Annotated in this window: 11 protein-coding genes; 6 read left to right on the top strand and 5 right to left on the bottom strand. The window is 74.7% G+C overall.

What is annotated here, in order from left to right; translation table 11 throughout:
• The first annotated feature begins 73 nt into the window (after positions 1 to 73).
• A complete protein-coding gene (locus tag LG634_RS17580) occupies positions 74 to 1,081 on the top strand; it encodes an aldo/keto reductase (protein ID WP_226734786.1) in 1,008 nt (335 codons plus the stop codon).
• A gap of 125 nt (positions 1,082 to 1,206) precedes the next feature.
• Entirely contained in the window at positions 1,207 to 2,382 is a 1,176-nt protein-coding gene (locus LG634_RS17575) for a PQQ-dependent sugar dehydrogenase (protein ID WP_226734785.1), read from the top strand.
• A gap of 156 nt (positions 2,383 to 2,538) precedes the next feature.
• Here LG634_RS17575 and LG634_RS17570 read toward each other — a convergent pair whose 3' ends face one another.
• The 4 genes from LG634_RS17570 to LG634_RS17555 all read right to left on the bottom strand — a co-directional run bounded on the left by LG634_RS17570 (position 2,539) and on the right by LG634_RS17555 (position 9,910).
• Entirely contained in the window at positions 2,539 to 5,553 is a 3,015-nt protein-coding gene (locus LG634_RS17570) for a helix-turn-helix transcriptional regulator (RefSeq protein WP_226734816.1), read from the bottom strand.
• A 79-nt stretch (positions 5,554 to 5,632) separates the two neighbouring features.
• The gene (locus tag LG634_RS17565) at positions 5,633 to 5,800 is read right to left on the bottom strand and encodes a hypothetical protein (protein WP_226734784.1); all 168 of its coding nucleotides are present in this window, start codon (positions 5,798 to 5,800) and stop codon (positions 5,633 to 5,635) included.
• Positions 5,801 to 7,027: 1,227 nt separating this feature from the next.
• A complete protein-coding gene (locus tag LG634_RS17560; RefSeq protein WP_226734783.1) occupies positions 7,028 to 9,244 on the bottom strand; it encodes an MMPL family transporter in 2,217 nt (738 codons plus the stop codon).
• Positions 9,245 to 9,499: 255 nt separating this feature from the next.
• Positions 9,500 to 9,910 carry a cupin domain-containing protein gene (locus tag LG634_RS17555; RefSeq protein WP_226734782.1) on the bottom strand — a complete coding sequence of 137 codons (411 nt, stop codon included), beginning with the start codon at positions 9,908 to 9,910 and terminating at the stop codon, positions 9,500 to 9,502.
• Between the two features lie 64 nt (positions 9,911 to 9,974).
• Between LG634_RS17555 and LG634_RS17550 the strand changes: the two genes are divergently transcribed.
• From LG634_RS17550 to LG634_RS17535, 4 genes are all read left to right on the top strand, one after another.
• The gene (locus LG634_RS17550; RefSeq protein ID WP_226734781.1) at positions 9,975 to 10,781 is read left to right on the top strand and encodes a GNAT family N-acetyltransferase; all 807 of its coding nucleotides are present in this window, start codon (positions 9,975 to 9,977) and stop codon (positions 10,779 to 10,781) included.
• A gap of 5 nt (positions 10,782 to 10,786) precedes the next feature.
• Positions 10,787 to 11,905 (top strand): phosphotransferase family protein, encoded by a 1,119-nt coding sequence (locus LG634_RS17545; RefSeq protein WP_372482441.1) that lies wholly within the window; start codon positions 10,787 to 10,789, stop codon positions 11,903 to 11,905.
• Positions 11,906 to 12,009: 104 nt separating this feature from the next.
• On the top strand, positions 12,010 to 14,088 hold the full coding sequence (locus LG634_RS17540) for a penicillin acylase family protein (RefSeq protein ID WP_226734780.1): 2,079 nt from the start codon (positions 12,010 to 12,012) through the stop codon (positions 14,086 to 14,088).
• Positions 14,085 to 14,681, top strand: a complete 597-nt coding sequence (locus tag LG634_RS17535; protein ID WP_226734779.1) for a GNAT family N-acetyltransferase — start codon at positions 14,085 to 14,087, stop codon at positions 14,679 to 14,681. The genes LG634_RS17540 and LG634_RS17535 overlap by 4 nt, the downstream gene beginning before the upstream one ends.
• A gap of 87 nt (positions 14,682 to 14,768) precedes the next feature.
• Here the strand turns inward: LG634_RS17535 and gatB are convergent, their stop codons facing one another.
• The gene (gatB, locus tag LG634_RS17530) at positions 14,769 to 16,223 is read right to left on the bottom strand and encodes an Asp-tRNA(Asn)/Glu-tRNA(Gln) amidotransferase subunit GatB (protein WP_372482440.1); all 1,455 of its coding nucleotides are present in this window, start codon (positions 16,221 to 16,223) and stop codon (positions 14,769 to 14,771) included.
• Between the last annotated feature and the right edge of the window lie 9 nt (positions 16,224 to 16,232).

Genomic DNA, 16,232 nt, shown 5'->3' with positions numbered 1-16,232 from the left:
TGCCAACCGCCGATGATCAAGTCGGCGGCGGAGACGTTAGTTTGAGGAGCGGGAGAGGGAGGGGTACGAGCAGGTGGAGCGCAGGACTATCGGCGCGGCGGCTCTGGAGGTCGGTGCGGTCGGACTCGGCTGCATGCCGATGAGCTGGGCGTACACCGCTTCGCAGCGGCGCGGGGAGGAGTCGCTCCGCGCGGTGCACACGGCGCTGGACCTCGGGGCGAGCCTGCTGGACACGGCGGACATGTACGGGCCGTTCACGAACGAGCTGCTGCTCGGCCGGGTGCTGAAGGCGCGGCGGGCCGAGGCGTTCGTGTCCACGAAGGTCGGGCTGCAGGTGGGCGACCAGCACGTGGTGACCAACGGCCGGCCCGGATACGTGCGGCGGGCCTGCGACGCCTCGCTGCGGCGGCTCCGGACCGGGGTGATCGACCTGTACCAGCTGCACCGGCCGGACCCGGACGTCCCGGTCGAGGAGACCTGGGGGGCGATGGCGGAGCTGGTGACCGCGGGGAAGGTCCGGGCGCTGGGCTTCTGTGCGGTGGGAGCCGCGGCCCGGCGCGGGGCGGGCCCCTACGACGCGGGGCGGTACGACGCGGTGCTCGGGCAGCTGGAGCGGGTGCAGCAGGTGTTCCCGGTGAGCGCGGTGCAGGCGGAGCTGTCGGTGTGGTCGCCGGGGGCGCTGTGGGGGCTGCTGCCGTGGTGCGCGGCCCGCGGGGTGGGGTTCCTGGCGGCGATGCCGCTGGGCAGCGGGTTCCTGTCGGGGACGCTGACGCCCGGGGAGGGTTTCGAGCCGGAGGACGCGCGGGCCCGGCATCCGCGGTTCACGGCGTACGCGATGGCGTCGAACCAGGCGCTGGTGGTGGGGCTGCGGCAGATCGCGCGGCGGCACGGGCCGCAGGTCACGGCGGCCCAGGTGGCGCTGGCGTGGGTGCTGGCGCAGGGGCCGCACGTGGTGCCGGTGCCGGGGACGAAGCGGGAGCGGTGGGCGGCGGAGAACGCACGGGCGGCCGGGGTGCTGCTGACGGCCGACGACCTGGCCGAGATCGCGGCGCTGCCGGCGGCGGTGGGGTCCTGGGACTGAGGGGGCGGAGCCGGGGCCGCGAACCACTCGATCGGGTGTACGAAGGGTGGAACTTCGGGGGGCGGGGGTGGGGTTGGTAGGGGTGTAGGCGGATGGCGGAGCCGTACGGGGGAAGGAGCAGGGCCATGGGTGTGCGGATGCGGGGTGCGGGGGCGGCTGCGGTGCTGGCCGGGGTGCTGCTGACGGCGTGCTCGGGGGGTGGTGCGGGGCTGCCGGAGCTGTCGGCGAGCGGCTCGCCGCCGAAGTCGTCGGCGGGGGCGTCGCCGCGTGCCTCCGCCGCGGAGCCGGGTGGTTCGCGGGCGCCGGCCAAGGGGTCGGCGACGGTCACCGGGGTGGTGGCCGAGGGGCTGAAGAGCCCGTGGGGGCTGGCCCCGCTGCCGGACGGCGACCTGCTGGTCGCGTCCCGGGACGAGGGCACGATCAGCCGGATCGACGCGGACCGCGGCACGGTGGCGGTGGTCGGCGAGGTGTCGGGGGTGTCACCGGGCGGCGAGGGCGGTCTGCTGGGGCTGGCGCTGTCCCCGGACTTCGCCTCGGACCGGCTGGTGTACGCGTACTTCACGACGGAGTCGGACAACCGGATCGCCCGCATGCGGTACGACGAGAAGCGGCCGGCCGGTCAGCAGCTGGGGGCACCGGACACGGTGCTCCGGGGCATTCCGAAGGGCCTCGTCCACAACGGCGGGCGGATCGCGTTCGGCCCGGACCGGATGCTGTACGCGGGGACGGGTGAGACGGGTGACCGCTCGCTGTCGCAGGACAGGAAGTCGCTGGGCGGCAAGATCCTGCGGATGACGCCGGACGGGGAGCCGGTGCACGGCAATCCGGAGGCGGATTCGGTCGTGTACTCGTACGGGCACCGCAATGTGCAGGGGCTGGCCTGGGACGCGGAGAAGCGGCTGTGGGCGGCCGAGTTCGGGCAGAACACGTGGGATGAGCTGAACCGGATCGAGCCGGGCGGGAACTACGGCTGGCCGGTGGCCGAGGGGAAGGCCGGCAAGGCGGGCTTCAGGGACCCGGTCGCGCAGTGGCGCACGGAAGAGGCGTCTCCCAGCGGGATCGCCTTCGCGGCGGGCTCGGTGTGGATGGCCGGGCTGCGGGGGGAGCGGCTGTGGCGCATACCGCTGGACGGGACCCGGCCGGCTGCCGATCCGGAGGCGTTCCTCACGGAGAAGTACGGCCGGCTGCGCACGGTCGTCGCCGTCGCCCCCGGCCGGCTGCTCCTGCTCACCAGCGAAACGGACGGCCGCGGCACCCCGACCCCCGCCGACGACCGCCTCCTGGCCGTCACGGTCCGCTGACCGGGGTTTGCCCGCGGGCCGGATGCTGCCGGGCAAGTCCAGCCCCGCAGGCGTTGGGGGCGCGGGAGTCCGGTGGCGGGGCCACCGGTCTTGCAGCCCCGCCGGCGTTCGGGCGCGGGGTTCGGGGCGGCGCCCCGGTCTTGCGGCTTCGCCGGGTCAGGGGAAGAGGCGGAGGCGGTGGGAGAGGGCAGCGGCTTCGCCCCGGCCGGACACGCCGAGTTTGGCCAGGATGTTGGAGACGTGGACGCTCGCCGTCTTCGGCGAGATGAACAGCTCCCCGGCTATCTGCCGGTTGCTCAGGCCCGCCGCGACCAGCTGCAGGACATCCCGTTCGCGGCTCGTCAGCCCCAGCGCCTCGACCGTGTCCACCGGCCCGCCCGCCGGATCGGACGCATCGTCGGGCGAGGACAGCGACAGCCGCGCGCGCTGCGCCAGCAGCGACAGGTCCTCGCGCAGCCGCCGGCAGCCCAGCCGTTCGGCCGTCCCCACCGCGTCCCGCAGCAGCGAAACGACCCGCTCCCGCTCACCGCCGCCCGCCAGCAGCGCCTCGCCGAGCCGGTGCCGGACCCGGGCCAGCAGGTACGGCCGGTGCAGCGGCCGTACCGCCGCCTCGGTCTCCTCCCAGTCGGCGACCGTGTCGATGCCCTCGGCCCGCCGCAGCTCGGCCCGTACGAAGGCGGAGTGCGCCTCCCACACCGGCACCGGAGTCGGGAGCCGCCGTGCCTCGGCCCGGATCAGGCCGACCGCCTCGGCCCGCCCCGCCTCGGCCACCGGAAGCCCCCGTGCGTCCGCCTCCGCGGTCGCGGCCGCGAGCAGCAGCGGCCAGACGTAGCGGTGCTGCCCCAGCGGGAAGCCGAACTCCGCGGCCCGCACCAGCTCCGCGCGCGCGTCGAGGAGCCGGCCCTCCCCCGCCGCGATGCCCAGGGCCAGGCGGAACAGCGGGATGCGGTGCTGCGGGGAGGTCTCCTGCGGTCCGAAGTGGCCAACTGCCGCGTCGAGTTGGGTGGCCGCCTCGGCCAGTTCACCGCGGGCGAGGGCGAGATGGGCGAGGCGGGCGGCCCCGGAGCCGCGGGGCTTGGCGCTCTGCGCGGCCCGCAGCGCCCGCTGGGCCCCGGCCGCGGCCTCTTCCCAGCGGCCCAGGCTGTACAGGGACTCGGCCATGTTGCCGCAGACCCATGCCTCGGAGTCGTACAGGCGGTAGGAGCGGACCCGTTCCACGCCCTGTGCGGCGAGTTCCACGGCTTCCTGGGAACGGCCGGCGTTCTCCAGCTGGGAGGAGATGTTGATGTGGGCGCGGCCTTCGAGCATGGCGAGGCCGAGCTGCCGGGCGCGTTCCTTGACCGCCCGCATCTCGGCGAGACCGCGGTCGACGTCCGTGTCGGCGAGCAGACTGCCCACGGTCAGGCGGGCGTTGAGTTCGACGTCCTCGGCGCCGATCATCCGCGCATACTCGACGGCGCGTTCGGCGGTGGCGAGGTTGTCGGGGCCGGGCCGGTTGAGCATGCCCCAGCCGGCGACGAGGACCAGCACCTCGGCGTGCACCTGGGACGGCGGCAGCCCGCGCACCAGGTCCTGGGCGATGGCGAGTTCCTCCCAGCCGTCGCCCCGGGAGAGGGCGGACACCAGGCGGGAGCGTTCGGTCCAGAACCAGGCCGCACGCAGCGGGTCGTGGCCGTCGTCCAGCATGCGCAGCGCCGTCTTGGTGAGCTTCAGGGCGCGTTCGCGTTCGCCGCCGAAGCGGGCGGCGACGCTGGCTTCGGCGAGCAGGTCGAGGCGGCGCAGCGGGGTGGTTTCGGGGTCGCAGCCGCACGGCGGGTAGACGGCCGCGTCGTCGGCGGGGCGCAGGGCTTCGCGGACCTCGTCCGGTGCGTCGTCCCACAGGTCCAGGGCGCGTTCCAGCAGGGACAGCTGCTCGGAGTAGGCGTGCCGGCGGCGGGCGGCGACGGCGGCCTCCAGGACGGCGGGCAGGGCCTTGGCCGGTTCGTGGGCGTAGTACCAGTAGCTGGCGAGCCGGATGATCCGCTCCTCGGCGCGGACGAGCGAGTCGTCGGCTTCGAGGGCTTCGGCGTAGCGGCGGTTGACGCGGGAGCGTTCGCCGGGGAGGAGGTCGTCGCTGACGGCCTCGCGGACCAGGGAGTGCCGGAAGCGGTAGCCGTCGCCGTCGGGGGTGGCGAGGAGGATGTTGGCGCCGACCGCGGCGCGGAGGGCCTCGATCAGTTCGTCTTCGGTGAGCTGGGCGACGGCGAGCAGCAGCGGGTACTCGACGGTGGAGCCGCCTTCGGCGACGAGCCGGACCACGCGCTGGGCGGCTTCGGGCAGCACCTCGACGCGGACCAGCAGGAGGTCGCGGAGGGATTCGGTGAGTCCGGTGCGGCAGCCGCTCTCCATGGAGGCGACGAGTTCCTCGACGAAGAAGGCGTTGCCGTCGGAGCGGGTGAAGACGGTCTCGACGAGGGCTTCGTCGGGGGCGCTGGAGAGGATGCCGGCGAGCTGGCGGCGGACCTCGGCGCGGGTGAAGCGGGAGAGTTCGACGCGCTGGACGGTGCGCAGCCGGTCGAGTTCGGCGAGCAGGGGGCGCAGCGGGTGGCGGCGGTGGACGTCGTCGGCGCGGTAGGTGGCGACGAGGACGAGGCGTCCGCTGGCGAGGGTGCGGAAGAGGTACGAGAGGAGGTGGCGGGTGGAGGTGTCCGCCCAGTGTAGGTCTTCCAGCACGATGACGACGGTGCGGTCGGCGGCGAGCTTCTCCAGCAGGCGGGCGGTCAGTTCGAAGAGGCGTGCGGTGCTCTCCTCGTCGTGCGGGCCCTTGGGGGTGTCGCCGAGTTCGGGGAGGATGCGGGCGAGTTCGTCCTCCTGGCCGGCGGCCGCGGCGGCGAGTTCCCCGGGCAGCATCCGGCGCAGGGCGCGCAGGGCCGTGGAGAAGGGGGCGAAGGGAAGGCCCTCCGCCCCGATCTCGACGCAGCCGCCGACGGCCACGACGGCGTCGCGCCGGGCGGCCTCGGCGAGGAATTCCTCGGTGAGCCGGGTCTTGCCGACGCCGGCCTCGCCGCCGATCAGCAGGGCCTGGGGCTCCTGCCGGGCGGCGCGGGCGAGGGCATCGGTGAGCCGGGCCAGTTCGTCGGCTCGGCCGACGAACACCGGGCTGACGGACTTGGTTTCCACGCCGCCGAGCATCGCACAGAGATCCGCTCGGACGGCAGTCGTTATCACTGCTGGGCTCCTGGTCGACCGGGAATCGTCCCTGGCAGGACGGTTACGCGGCCTTGGCGAACCAGTGCCGGCCGTCCTTCACCCGCCCTTCGGTTTCATGGCTTCCGGAGGTGGCGGTGGCGGCGTGGGCGAGCTGCTGGATCTGGCGGTAGGCGTCGGCCTCGCGGATCAGGTCGGCGCTGCGCATCGTGGCGATCTCGTACTCGAACATCTCGGGCTCCTGGGTTGTTCTCGGCGTTCTCGGCACCGGTCGGTGTGATCCAAGATTCGTTTGCCAGGGGGCTTTGGCGCATCGGGCGGGTGCCGCATGTCCGGTGCCGGGGGGTCCTTAGGCCGGTCTGAGGGTGTCCCTAGACGGTCCCCGTCCGGGGCTCCGCCCCCGTCCCGGTCCTCGGTCGCCGGACGGGCTCGGTCTCCCTCGCCGGGTCGGCTTGCCGGCGGGCCCTCCTTGCAGGGGCTCCGCCCCCGCACCCCCGCGCCTCAATCGCCGGCGGGGCTCGATTCCGGGGCTCCGCCCCCGCGCCCCGGTCCTCAATCGCCGGACGGGCTTGCTTTCGGGGCTCCGCCCCGGACCCCGGTCCTCAAACGCCGGACGGGCTGGAATGTGCCCCCCCTCGCCCGGACTCCGGCCGTGGGCGGGAATGCGCCCCTCGCCCGGACTCCGGCTGCGGATGGAATGTGCCCCTTGCCCGGACTCCGGCTGCGGGCGGGGTGTGCCCGTCGTGCCCGGACGTCGGCCGAGGGGTGGGAATGTGCCCTCGGCCGGACTCCGGCCGCGGGGTGGGAATGCGCCCTCGGCCGGACTCCGGCTACGGGATGGAATGTGCCTCTCGTGCCCGGACTTCGGCTGCGGGGTGGGATGCGCCCCTGCCCAGGCTTCGGTCGCGGGGTGGAATGCGCCCCCTGCCCAGGCTTCGGTCGCGGGGTGGAATGCGCCCCCTGCCCAGGCTTCGGTCGCGGGGTGGGATGGGCCCCCTCTGCCCGGACTTGGGCTGTGGGGCGGAGCGCGGCGTGGTCATGGCTGGGTGGGGATGCGGCTCAGGGGCCGGATGCTGCGGGGCAGATTTCAGCCCCGCCGGCGATTGAGGCGCGGGGTCCGGGGCGGAGCCCCGGCAGGAACCGGTGCACGGGGGCGGCGCGGGCACCACCCAGCCCCGCCGGCGATTGAGGCGCGGGGTCCGGGCAGGAACGGGTGCGCGAAGAACGCGGCCGCGCCGCGATTGCGGCCTGGGGAGGCCGGGGCGGAGGCCCGGGAGGCCGGGGCAGAGGCCCGGGAGGCCGGGGCAGAGGCCCGGGAGGCCGGGGCAGAGGCCCGGGGAGGCCGGGGCAGAGGCCCGGGAGGCCGGGGCAGAGGCCCGGGAGGCCGGGGCAGAGGCCCGGGAGGCCGGGGCAGAGGCCCGGGGGTGGGGCTGCGGGACCGCCCGCGGACCCGCTCGGGTCAGTGAGTCGCCGGGGCGCGGTGGGACGCGGTGTCGGGGCTGGGACGTTGGGCCGGGAGGGCGACGGGCAGGTCCGGCGGTTCGATGCTGAGGCGGGGCAGGCGGCGGTCCAGCCAGGCCGGCAGCCACCAGTTGGCGCCGCCGAGCATGTGCATGAGGGCCGGCACGAGCAGGGTCCGCAGGACGAAGGCGTCCAGGGCGACGGCCGCGGCGAGCGCGATGCCGAACATGGCGATGATCCGGTCACCGCTGAGCACGAACGCGAGGAAGACCGAGATCATGATCACCGCGGCCGAGTTGATCACCCGGCTGGTCTCGGCGAGGCCGACCCGTACCGCCCGGGTGTTGTCCCCGGTCTCCAGCCACTCCTCGTACATCCGGCTGACCAGGAAGACCTGGTAGTCCATGGACAGCCCGAAGAGCACCGAGACCATGATCACGGGGAGGAAGGGCTCGATGGGCCCGGCGCTGCCGAGGCCGAGCAGCTCGCTGCCCCAGCCCCACTGGAAGATCGCGACGACGATGCCGAACGAGGAGGCGACGGCGGCCACGTTCATGGCGGCGGCCTTGAGCGGGATGCCGATCGACCGGAAGGCGAGCAGCAGCAGCGCGCTGCCGAGGGTGATGACCACGCCGACGAACAGCGGCAGTTTGCCGATGATGACCTCGGCGAAGTCGTCGTATCCGGCCGTGACGCCGCCGACGTGCACCTGCATCGTGGTGCCGTGCTCGGCCTCGGGGATCACGCTGTGGCGCAGCCGGTCCACGAGGGCGCTGGTGTCGCGGGACTGCGGGGCGGACTCCGGGATGACGGTGAGGACGGCCGTGTCGCCGCTGCGGTTGGCGGCGGCGGGTCCGGTCGCGGCCACCCCCGGGGTGGAGCGGAGGGTTTCGGCGAGCCGGTCGAGGGCGACCCGGTCGCCGGCGCCGTCGAGGGTGGCGACCAGCGCGAGGGGGCCGTTGACACCGGGTCCGAAGCCGTCGGCGAGCAGGTCGTACGCCTGCCGGGTGGTCGAGGCGGCCGGGTTGTTGCCCTGGTCGGAGGTGCCGAGATGGAGGGAGAGGGTGGGCAGCGCGAGGACGGCCATGACCACGGCGGCGACGGCGCCCAGCAGCTTGGGGTGGCGCTCGACGAAGGCGGACCAGCGGGCGGCGAACCCGGTCATGCCCTCCCGCTCCGGGCCGTGCTCGGCGAGCCGGCGGCGCTCGCGCCGGGACAGGGCGCGCATGCCGATGAAGGAGAGCAGCGCCGGCAGCAGGGTCACCGAGGCGGCGACGGTGAGCACGACGGTGAGGGAGGCGGCGAGCGCGACGCCGTTCAGGAAGTTCAGCCGCAGGATCAGCATGCCGAGGAGGGCGATGCAGACGGTGGCGCCGGCGAAGACCACGGCCCGGCCGGTGGTCGCGACGGCGTTCCGCGCGGCCTCCTCGACGCTCAGGCCGCGTTTGAGGCCCTTGCGGTGGCGGGTGACGATGAACAGCGCGTAGTCGATGCCGACGCCGAGGCCGATGAGCATGCCCAGCATGGGGGCGAAGTCGGCGACGGGCATGGCGTGGCCGAGCAGCACGATGCCCGCGTACGCGGTGCCGACGCTGACCAGGGCGGTGGCGATGGGCAGCAGGCTGGCGGCCAGCGAGCCGAAGGCGAGGAAGAGCACCACGGCGGCGACGGCCACGCCGATCACCTCGGCGAGGTGGGCGGTGGGGGCCTCGGTCAGCCCGATGGCCCGGCCGCCGAGTTCGACCCGCAGCCCGTCCCCTTCGGCGGCCTTGGCGGTGTCGACGACGGCCCGGGCATGGCCCGTGGGCACCTCGTCGGCCTGGTGGTCGAACGTGACCACGGCGTAGGCGGTACGGCCGTCGGGGCTGATCTGGCCGGCGCCTTCGGGGGCGTACGGTCCGGCCACCGAGCCGACGCCGGGGAGGCCGGCGATCCGGTCGAGCACGCGGCTCATGCGCTGCTCGACCTCGGGCGTACGGGCGCTCTGGCCGGCGGGGGCCTGCCACACGACGGTGTCGGTGTCGCCGCCCTGGCCGGGGAAGCCGGCCCGGAGCAGCTCGGTGGCGCGGCCGGACTCGGTCCCGGGGACCTCGTAGTTGTTGGAGTACGCGGTGCCGGCGGCCACGGCGGCTCCGGCGGTGCCGCCGAGGGCGAGCAGCCAGATGAGGACGGCGGCGAGGCGGTGCCTGATGCACCACCGTGCGATAGCTGCCAACGGACGTGCTCCCTGGCGGTTCGGGTCTTTACCGGGGCACACCCGACGCAAAGAACGCTGTACCTGATCACCTGACGGTCACACCGGACCACCGACACCATTGCAGCGATTGATGATCGTTGGTCCGTTTCGTGCGCATCGTCACAGGAAGGTCCGGCGGGCCGGGACCTCCGCCCCGGGACGGACGCCCCCGGTGTGTACCAACCCGCGGGACGTCCGTCCGTTGCGGGTGCGGAGGAGACCGGCTGCGGACCGTCAGCCGCCGTCCGCGGCCCCGTCGGGCGGCACCTGGTAACCCGGGACCGAGGGCCAGCGGACGGTGAGCACCACCGAGTCCTCCTCGGCGTACCAGGAGTGGTCGGTCCCGCGGCCCCACACCACGTAGTCGCCCTGCTCGGCCAGGACCACGCTGCGGTCCGGGAGTTCGACCCGGAACCGGCCGGAGACCAGCACCTGGAGCGTGGTGCGCGACTCGCCCCGGACCCATTGGGCCCGCCGGTCGCCGCGCGGGTGGGCGCCCCACTTGATCTCGACGTCCGTGCTGTGGCGGGGATCACCCGGCTCCTTGAAGTGGCCGAGCAACCAGCCGTGGTCGAGGGGGGCGTCCCGGCCGGCGTTGCCGGCGTACACGGAGGGGCCGGCGGGGGTGCCGGGGTGGGGTGTCATGCAGGTGAGCGTAGACGGGGGCAATCCGCTTGCCTCGGGGGCGGCGGGCTGCTGGGGTGGGGCTATGGATCATGCTTTGGTGCGCGCCCTGTACGACCGCGAGATGCGGTGGAACGCCCAGCCCGACGGCCCGGGGGCCCGGGTGGAACGGGTGGGGGGCGTGGTGCGCCAGAGCGCGCCGCCGCTGGGATTCAACGGGGTCCTGTGGTCGGACCTGGACGAGTCCACCGCCGATGCCGCGATCGCCGCACAGCTCGCGCACTTCGCCGGGCTGGAGGGCGGCCGGACCTGGGAGTGGAAGCTCTACCTGCACGACGCCCCGGCGGACCTGGGGGCGCGTCTGCTGGCGGCCGGTCTGGAGCCGGAGGACCCGGAGACGCTGATGGTCGCCCCGGTGGACCGGCTGTCCACGGAGGTGGCGCCGCCGCCCGGCATCGCGCTGGTGCCGGTGGTGGACGCGGCCGGGGTGGACCTGATGATGGCGGTCCACGACCGGGCGTTCGGCGGCCGGCCTCGGCCGGAGCTGCGGCAGCAGTTGCTGGACCTGGTCACCGGCGAGCCGGAGCGGGTCGCCGCGGTGGTCGCGATGGCCGGGGACGTGCCGGTCAGCTCGGCGCGGCTGGAGGTGCGGCCGGGGGCGCCGTTCGCGGGGCTGTGGGGCGGGGGCACCGTGCCGGAATGGCGGGGACGGGGCATCTACCGGGCGCTGGTGGCGTACCGGGCCGGGCAGGCGGCCGCGGCCGGGATTCCGTACCTGCAGGTCGACGCCTCGGATCAGAGCCGGCCCATCCTGGAGCGGCTCGGGTTCGAGCGGGTCGGCGTGACCGTGCCGTACGTGTGGCCGGGGCTGCGACCGGAGGCGGGGCGTTGAGCGGGATTCCCTCTTCGCGCCTGCCGGTGCGGGCCGTCGCCGCGGCGGGGCTGGGGCGGGCGGGGCCGGTCCGGGTGCTGGAGAGCAGCCCGCGGTCCCGGGTGTGGCGGGTGGAGACGGACGGCGGGGCGGTGGTCGTCAAGCGGAGCGTGGGCGGGGCGGATGCGGCGGAGCGGTTCGTACGGGAGGTTTCCGCGCTGCGGGTCGCGGCGCGGGCGGAACACGGTCCCGGCGGGGCTTCGGGGCTCCGCCCCGGACCCCGCGCCTCGAACGCCGACGGGGCAGGAATCGCCCCGGGTGTCCCCGTGGCCCCGCGTCTGATCTGGGATGACGCCGACGAGCGGGTGCTCGTGCTGGAGTGGGTGGAGCACCGGCCGGCGGAGGACGGGTGGCAGGTCGGGTATGCGACGGCCCTGGCACGGCTGCATGCCACGGCGGTCCCCGGGGACGCCGGGGCGCTGCCGCGGCAGGAGGGGCCCGGGGAGCGGGATGTGGAGGCGTTTCTCGCACTCGCCGACGCGCTCGGGGCGGATGTGCCGGCCGGGGCGGCCGGGGAGCTGTCCGCGCTGGTCGGTCGACTGGCGGGGCAGCCGGGGAACGCCCTGCTGCACGGCGACCCGTGCCCGGGGAACGATCTGCACACGGCCGGCGGGATCCGGTTCGTGGACTTCGAGCAGGCCTGTCTCGGCAGCGGGGTGACCGAGCTCGCCTACCTCCGGATCGGCTTCCCGACCTGCTGGTGCTCGACCGGGCCCGCCGCGGAGCTGCTCACCCGCGCGGAGGCCGCGTACGCCGACACGTGGCGTGCGGAGACCGGTACGGAGGCCACGGGCAGCCTCGCCGACGCCTGCGCGGGCTGGCTGATCCGCGGTGACGCGCTGGTCCCGCGGGACCGGCGCGACGGCACCGACCACCTGGCCCGGATGCGCCGGCGGGACTGGACCTGGGGCACCGCCACCGCCCGCGGGCGCCTCGCCCACCGGCTGGGCGTGGTCGCGGCGCTGTGCACGGACCACGAGGGCCTGCACGCCGTCGGCGAGCTGGCGGCTTCCCTGCGCGCCCGGATGCGGGCCCGGTGGCCGGAGGTCCGGCCGCTGCCGGGGCGGCGCCCGGCCGGGTGGTGAACGGAAGCCGGACGCTCGCGCGGGGCGGGTGGGGTGCGGGGTGACCTGCACCACCCGCCATGCGTAGACTTAGGGCAGCCTAACCTAAATGTTCGGGGAGCAGTGTGAGTACCGAGGTCTACCGGGACGCCTGGGGCGTTCCGCATCTGCGTGCCGGCGACGCCCGGGAGCTGGCCTTCGCCCAGGGGCGGGTCACCGCCGGCGACCGTGCCTGGCAGCTGGAGGTGGAGCGGCGGCGCTCCCAGGGTTCCACCGCCGCCTTCCTCGGGCCGGAGTCCGTGACCTGGGACACCTTCGCCCGGCAGTCCCGGCTCGACGACACGGCCAGGCGCTGCTTCGAGGCCCTGGACCCGGAGACCGCCGACTGGGTGCGCGCGTACGTGGACGGGGTCAACGCGGGCATGCCCGCGGGCGCCGCCCGCGACCCGCGGTTCGCGGACACCGGGCTCGCGGTGACGCCGTGGGAGCCGTGGGTGCCGCTCGGCATCTGGATCTCCACGCACATCCTGTTCGCCGGCTTCCCCACCAAGATCTGGCGCGAGCAGGTGGCCCGGGCCCTCGGCGACGAGGCGATCACCCTGTTCGCCACCGACGGCCCCGGCACCTCCGGCAGCAACGGCTGGATGGTCCCCGGCGACCGCACCACGACCGGCGCCGCCCTGATCGCCGGCGACCCGCACCGGTTCATCGAGGACCCGGGCATCTACCAGCAGATACGGCTCTCCTGCCCGGAGTTCGACGTCCTGGGCATGGCCGTCCCCGGCATCCCCGGCCTCGCCCACTTCGGCCACACCGGCAGCGCCGCCTGGGCCATCACCAACGCCATGGCCGACTACCACGACCTCTACCGCGAGCGGCTGCGCACCGCTCCCGGCGGCGGCACCGAGGCGCTCGGCCCGGACGGTACCTGGGAGCCGGTGGCCCGGCACACCGAGACCGTCGAGGTGGCGGGCGGCGACCCGGTGCAGGTCGAGATCGTGGAGACGGCCCGCGGCCCGGTGATCGCCGGCCACCTCGCGGGCATCGCCGCCCCGGATGGCGACCGGCCCGAGGAGTGCGTCAGCCTCCGCTACCCGCCGCGGGTCCGCGCGGACCTCGGCTTCGCCGTGCTCCCCGCGCTGCTGCGGGCCCGTACGGTCGGCGACATCGACCGGGCCCTCGACGGCTGGGCCGAGCCCGTGAACGTCGTGCACGCCGCCGACACGCAGGGCGGCCTGCTGCACCGGGTGGCCGGTGTCGTCCCGGAGCGCGCCCGCGCCAACAAGCTGCGCCTGGTGCCCGCCTGGGAGCCCGGTCACGAGTGGCGGGGCTGGGCGCAGACCACCGCCGAGCCGGTCCAGGGCTTCGCGGTGATGGCCAACGCCCGTGGCATCGCCTCCCCGTTCGGCATCGAGTTCGCGCCCCCGCACCGGGCCGACCGGATCCGCGAACTGCTCAGCGGCTCCGCCGACTGGACCGCCAAGGGCATGGCCTCGGTCCACACCGACACCTTCCTCGCCTCCGCGGGCCCGCTGCTCGACGTCCTCGCACCGCTCGACGGCCTCTCCCCCGCCGCCGCCGCGCTGCGCACCCGGCTGCTGGCCTGGGACCGGCACATGGCCGCCGACAGCACCGACGCGACCCTGTTCGCGGGGCTGCGGCACGCCGTGGTCCGGGGCATCGCCGCCGACCCGGCGTTCGCCGCCCTCACCGGCACCCCCGGCGCGCCCGCGGTGTTCCACCCCTGGCTGTACCTGCTGCCGAAGGTGGGCTACGCCCTGGAGGGCATCCTCACCACCTCGCTGCTGCCGGGCCTGGACCGGGCCGGCCTGGTCCGCACCGCCCTGGAGGAGGTCGCGGCCGGGGCCGGCGAGCCGGCCCGCTGGGCGGACGTGCACCGCCTCGCGCCCTGGCAGGCCGTGCCCGACCCGGACGCCGAGTGGCCCGGCCTGGGCGGCGACCACGACTGCGTGCTCGCCACGTCCAGCGTGCCCGGCTTCACCGACCTCACCGCCCGCGGCCCGTCCGCCCGCTACGTCTGGGACCTGGCTTCCCGCGAGGACAGCCTGTGGGTGGTGCCGCTGGGCGCCGACGGGGTCACCGGCTCGGCCCACCACCGCGACCAGCTCGCCCTGTGGGCCCGCGGCGAACTCGTCCCGGTCGTCACCGACTGGGCCCGGCTCGACAAGGAGGACAGCGTATGAGCGCGCACGCACCCCGTCCGCCCGTGCACACCGAGGAGGTGCCCGGCTTCGGCACCGTCACCCTCACCCCGGTGGACCCGGCGGCCGACGCCGGGCTGATCCACCGCTGGGTGTCCGAGGAGCGGGCCCGCTTCTGGGGCATGGGCGGGGCCGGCGAGGAGCTGGTCCGGGAGATCTACGAGGACGTGGACCGGCGCACCACCCACCACGCGTTCCTGGCCCGCCGCGACGGGGTGCCGGTGGCCCTGTTCCAGTCGTACGAGCCGGCCGAGGACCGGGTCGGCGAGTGCTACGCCGTGCAGCCCGGTGACACCGGGGTGCACCTGCTGATCGGCCCGGCGGCCGGACCCGGCGAGCGCGGTTTCACCCGCACCCTGCTGGGCGTGTTCCACCGCTTCCTGTTCGGCGCCGGGGCGGCCCGGCTGGTGGCCGAGCCGGACGCGGCGAACGAGAAGGCGATCGGCCTGCTGGAGCGGGCCGGCTACGGGCTGGGCCCGGAGGTCGGGCTGCCGGAGATCGACCTCCCCGAGGTGTACCTCGCGCCCAAGCGCGCCCGGCTGCTCTTCCTGCCGGCGCCGGAACACCGCGGCTGACCGCACCGGCCCGGGCAGCCCGTACGCCCGAACGCGCACAGGAGCCCCCGCCGGCCGGCGGGGGCTCCTGTGCACACGGTGCGGGACTCAGCCCTCGGAGACGCCCAGCTTCTCCAGGATGAGCTCCTTGACGCGGGCCGCGTCGGCCTGGCCGCGGGTGGTCTTCATGACCGCGCCGACCAGGGCGCCGACGGCCGCGACCTTGCCGCCGCGGATCTTGTCCGCGATGGCCGCGTTGCCGGCGATGGCCTCGTCGACGGCCGCGCCGAGCGCGCCCTCGTCCGAGACGACCTTCAGGCCGCGCTTCTCGACGACCTCGTCCGGCGAGCCCTCGCCGGCGAGGACGCCTTCGAGGACCTGGCGGGCCAGCTTGTCGTTCAGGTCACCGGACGCCACCAGCTCCGCCACCCGGGCCACCTGGGCCGGAGTGATCGCGAGCTCGTCGACGCCGACGCCCTGCTCGTTGGCGTTGCGGGCCAGCTCGCCCATCCACCACTTGCGCGCGGCGACCGAGTCGGCGCCCGCCTCGATGGTGGCGACGATGGAGTCCACGGCGCCCGCGTTGAGCATCGACTGCATGTCGAACTCGCTGACGCCCCACTCCTCGCGGAGCCGGTTGCGGCGCACCCGCGGCATCTCGGGCAGACCGGCGCGCAGCTCCTCGACCCAGGCGCGGGCCGGGGCGACGGGGACCAGGTCGGGCTCCGGGAAGTACCGGTAGTCCTCGGCGTTGTCCTTGATGCGGCCGGAGGTGGTGGAGCCGTCGTCCTCGTGGAAGTGACGGGTCTCCTGCACGATCGAGCCGCCGGACTGCAGGACGGCCGCGTGCCGCTGGATCTCGAAGCGGGCCGCGCGCTCGACGGACCGGAGCGAGTTGACGTTCTTCGTCTCGCTGCGGGTGCCGAACTTCTCGGTGCCGTGCGGGCGCAGCGACAGGTTCACGTCGCAGCGCATCTGGCCCTTGTCCATGCGGGCCTCGGACACGCCGAGGGCCTTGATGACCTCGCGCAGCTCGGCCACGTACGCCTTGGCGACCTCGGGGGCCCGGGTGCCCGCACCCTCGATCGGCTTGGTGACGATCTCGATGAGCGGGATGCCGGCGCGGTTGTAGTCGAGCAGGGAGTGGGACGCACCGTGGATGCGGCCGGTGGCGCCGCCGACGTGCGTCGACTTGCCGGTGTCCTCCTCCATGTGGGCGCGCTCGATCTCCACGCGGAAGATCTCGCCGTCCTCCAGCTGGACGTCCAGGTAGCCGTTGAAGGCGATCGGTTCGTCGTACTGGGAGGTCTGGAAGTTCTTCGGCATGTCCGGATAGAAGTAGTTCTTCCGGGCGAAGCGGCACCACTCGGCGATCTCGCAGTTCAGCGCGAGGCCGATCTTGACGGCGGACTCGACGCCGATCGCGTTGACGACCGGGAGCGCGCCGGGCAGGCCCAGGCAGACCGGGCAGGTCTGCGAGTTGGGCTCGGCGCCCAGCTCGGTGGAGCAGCCGCAGAACATCTTGGTACGGGTGCCGAGCTCGACATGGACTTCGAGGCCCATGACGGGGTC

Source organism: Streptomyces bambusae (assembly GCF_020532645.1).
Lineage (GTDB): Bacteria > Actinomycetota > Actinomycetes > Streptomycetales > Streptomycetaceae > Streptomyces > Streptomyces bambusae.
The sequence above is the reverse complement of the archived record's forward strand: the minus strand, read 5'-3'. Positions and strand labels throughout refer to the sequence as shown.